Source organism: Xanthomonas sp. SHU 199 (genome assembly GCF_000364665.1).
Taxonomy (GTDB): Bacteria; Pseudomonadota; Gammaproteobacteria; order Xanthomonadales; family Xanthomonadaceae; genus Xanthomonas_A; species Xanthomonas_A sontii.
Genome location: NZ_AQOI01000839.1, coordinates 1 through 3,857, shown reverse-complemented (window position 1 = coordinate 3,857; position 3,857 = coordinate 1). Strand labels below are relative to the sequence as shown.

General features: G+C 73.4%; 1 protein-coding gene. It reads right to left on the bottom strand.

What is annotated here, in order from left to right; genetic code table 11:
• Positions 1-3,857, bottom strand: a 3,857-nt coding sequence (locus D183_RS0122890; RefSeq protein WP_017911052.1) for a hypothetical protein, incomplete at both ends; no start/stop codon positions are given.

The following is a 3,857-nucleotide window of genomic DNA, read 5'->3' as shown; positions in this document are numbered from 1 at the left end:
TGGCGAGGTTGCCGGCGGCGATCAGGCGGCCGCTGGCGCTGAGCGTGCCATCGGCGTGCAGGATCAGCGCGCCACTGTTGCCGAGGCTGCCATCGGCGCGCACGCCGGCCGCGGCCACGCCGCCGATGGAGACATCGCCGCCGCTCAGGCGCAGATTGCCGCTGGACAGGGTCTGCCCGGCGTTGTCGATGCGCTGGCCCTGCAGCGCGATGTCCGCACCGCTGACGGTGCCGCGCTGGAGTACGGCGGCATCGCTGCCGAGCACGACCTGGTTGGCGTTGAGGGTACCGGACACGGTCAGGTCGCCGTGCGCCTGCAGTTGCAGCGTGGTCGCCGCGCTCAAGGCGCCACTCTGGTTGAGCGCGCCGCCGGCCTGTGCGCTGAACCCGCCGGCCGAGGCCAGGGTGCCGCCCAGGTTCAGATCGCCCTGGCTGACCAGGGCCACGTCGCCGGTTTCGCTGCCGAGCTGGCCGCTGCTGGCGACGCTGGCCGCCTGCACGCGCAGGGCGCTGCCGGCGATGAGGTCGCCGCGGTTGTCGACGGCGCCATTGGCAGTCAGCGCCAGGCGCTGCACGCCGTAGCTGCGCCCGGTCTGCTGCAGCGAACCGACGTCCAGCTGCAGGCGCTGGCGCGCACGCAGCGCGCCGGCGTTGCTGAGCAGGCCGCTCACGGTGAAGGTGGCGTTGCCTAGGGCGGCGAGCGTGCCGCTGCCGCTGTTGGTGGCACTGGCGGCGGTGAGGCTCAGGTCGCTGCCGGCGACCAGCTGGGCGGCGTTGGTGAGTGCGCCGGTGGCACGCAGGTCGAGCGTGGAAGCGGCCTGCACCAGGCCGCCGAGAGCGAGATCGCCGGTGCTGGTCATCGCCAGCGTGGTACCGGCGTCGACGGTGCCCTGGCTGTCGATGGCCGCGCCGTTCAATTGCAGCGCGCCTGCGCTGTGCAGCACGCTCTGGCTGCCGCTGCGCAGGGTGCCGCCGGCCTGCAGGGTGGCGTCCCGGCCGGCGCTGACGCTGCCGTTCACCTGCAGGTCGCGCTGCGCCTGCGCCTGCAGTCCCTGGGTCGTGGCGAGCTGGCCGCCAAGGGTCAGGTCGCGCCCGGCGCGCAGGTCCAGCGCTTGCGCGCTGAGCGTGCCGGTCTGCAGCAGATCGCCCTGCGCCTGCGCGCTGAGTGCGGTGGCAGCGGCGACGGTGCCGCCCAGCGTCAGGTCACCCTGGCTGGTCAGCGTCACCTGGCCGCTCTGGCTGCCGAGCTGGCCGCTGCTGGCGATGCGCGCGGCGTCGAGCTGCAGGTCGCGCTTGGCGATCAGCTCGCCCTGGCTGTCGATGGCGCCGCTGGCGCGCAGGCTCAGCGTGTCGCCGGCGTAGGCTTGGCCGCTGTGCTGCAGATCGCCGACCTGCAGGGTCATGGCCTGGCCGGACTGCAGGGTGCCGGCGTTGGCGAGGGTGCCGGCGGTGGTCAGGGCCAGCGCGCCCTTCGCGGCGAGGCTGCCGCCTTGGGCATTGGCGATGCCGGTGGCGGCGACGCTGAGGTCGCGGCCGGCCAGCACTTGCGCGGCATTGGTCAGCTGGGTGCCTGCGGCGAGCGCGACGTCGCGCCCGGCCTGGGCCACGCCGGCCACGGCCAGGGTGCCATCGCTGCGCAAGGCCAGATCGGTGGCGGCGTCGAGCGTACCGCGGCTGTCGAGGCTGCCGCCTTGCAGGGTGATGGCGCCGGCCGTGCTCTGCAACACCGCCGCATTGCCGGTGGCGACGCTGGCGCCTTGCAGTTGCAGATCGCCGGTGGTCAGGGCCTGGCCATCGATGCGTAGCGCGCGTTGCGCCTGCAGCGTGGCGTTGGTCGCGCTCTGCAACCCACCGGCGACGCCGACATCGCGCCCGCTCAGGGCGATCGCGCGCGCCTTGGCCACGCCGTCCAGGCGCAGGTCGCCCAGCGCGGTGGCGTTCAATGCCTGCGCGGCGATGACGCTACCGCCCAGCTGCAGGTCGCCCTGGCTGGTGAGCCTGACCTGTCCGTTCTGGCTGCCGAGCTGGCCGCTGTTGCTGAGGCTGCCCACGTCCACCAGCAGGTCGCCGCCGGCGATCACGTTGCCGCGGTTGTCCATCGCGCCGCTGCTGCGCAGCGTCAGCGCCTGGCCGGTGGAGAGCGTGCCGCTGTGCTGCAGGCTGCCCGCCTGCAGTTGCAGCGATTGTTCGCCACGCAGCAGGCCGGCGTTGTCGAGCAGTCCATCGATGTGCAGATCCAGCCCGCGGCCGGCGGCCAGCGTGCCGGCAGCGCGGTTGACCGCGCTCGCCGCTTGCACCTGCAGATCGCGCCCGGCCACCACGCGGGCGCTGTTGTCGAACGCACCGGCGGCAGTCAGCCGCACATCGTTGCCGCCCTGGGCGATGCCGGCCAAGCGCAGCGCGTCCTGGCTGTGCAGGGTCAGGTCGGTGCCGGCGTCGAGCGCACCCCGGCTGTCGATGCTGCCACCGTCCACGGCGATGGCCGCGGTGCTCTGCAGCACCGCGGCGCTGCCGGTGCCGACGCTGGCGCCGCGCAGCTGCACGCTGCCGCCGGCCAGCGCCTGCCCGTCCAGTTGCAGCGCGTGTTGCGCCTGCGCCTGCAGGGTCGACGCACTTTGCACCGTGCCGGCCATGCTCAGATCGCGCCCCGCCTCCAGTTGCACGGACTGCGCCTTGCTGGTGCCGGCGTGCAGCAGATCGCCCGCCGCCTGCAGGCGCAGCGCGGCGCCGGCGATCTGGGTGCCGGTCACTTGCAGATCGCCGGCGCTGACGACGCCGAGCTGTCCGTCCTGGCTGCCGAGCTGGCCGCTGCTGGCCACGCTGCCGGCGCTGATCGCCACATCGTGCTTGCCGATCAAGTCACCGCTGTTGGTCAGTGCGGTGGCCGCCTGCACGGTCAACGTATCGCCGGCATAGCTGCGGCCCGTCTGTTGCAGGCTGCCGACGGTCAAGGTCGCGGCCTGGCCGGCCTGTAGCAGACCGGCGTTGTCGACGTTGCCCTGCACGCTGGCGTCGAGCGTCGTCTGCGCGAGCCACTGGCCTTGCGCCTGGTTGCGGGCGCTGGCGGCGGTGAGCTGCAGCGCGCGTCCGGCGAACACCTTGGCCTGGTTGTCCAGGGTACCATCGGCAAGCACCGCGACATCGCGCCCGGCCTGGGCGATGCCGGCCAGGTAGATATCGCCCGTGCTGTGCAGGCGCAGATCCGTACCTGCGTCCAACGCGCCCTGGCTGTCCAGCGCGGCGGTGTCCACCTGCAGCGCGGTGGCGCTCTGCAGGATGGCGCTGTTCCCCAACGCGACGCTAGCGGCGTTGACGCCGACCGCGCCGCTCGCGCTGGCCTGGCCGTCCACGCGCAGCGCACGTTGCGCCTGCAGTTGCAGGATGTCGGTGCTCTGCACCGTGCCCGCCACGCCCAGGTCGCCCGCGGCAGCGAGCTGCACGCCGGCCGCACGCAGGCTGCCGCGCTGCTGCAGATTGCCGAGCGCCTGCGCGTTCAAGGCGCGGGCGGCCACGACCACGCCGTCGAGTTGCACGTCGCCGCGGCTGTTCAGCACGACCTGGCCGTGCTGGCTGCCGAGCTGGCCGCTGCTGGCCAGACTGCCGGCGTCGATCTGCACGTCGCCGCCGCCGACCAGGTCGCCCTGGTTGGCAACGGCACCATCGACGCTCAACGTCAGCGTCGTGCCGGCATTGGCCGAGCCGGTCTGCGCGAGGCTGCCGGCACGCAGGCCGAGCGCGCCACCGGCGTACAGGTGGCCGTCGTTGGACAGCACGGTCGCGCTGCTCAGGCTGGCATTGCCCAGGGCCGAGAGGCTGGCGCCAGTGGCGTTGCTGAGGCTGCTGGCGTCGGCGCTGAGC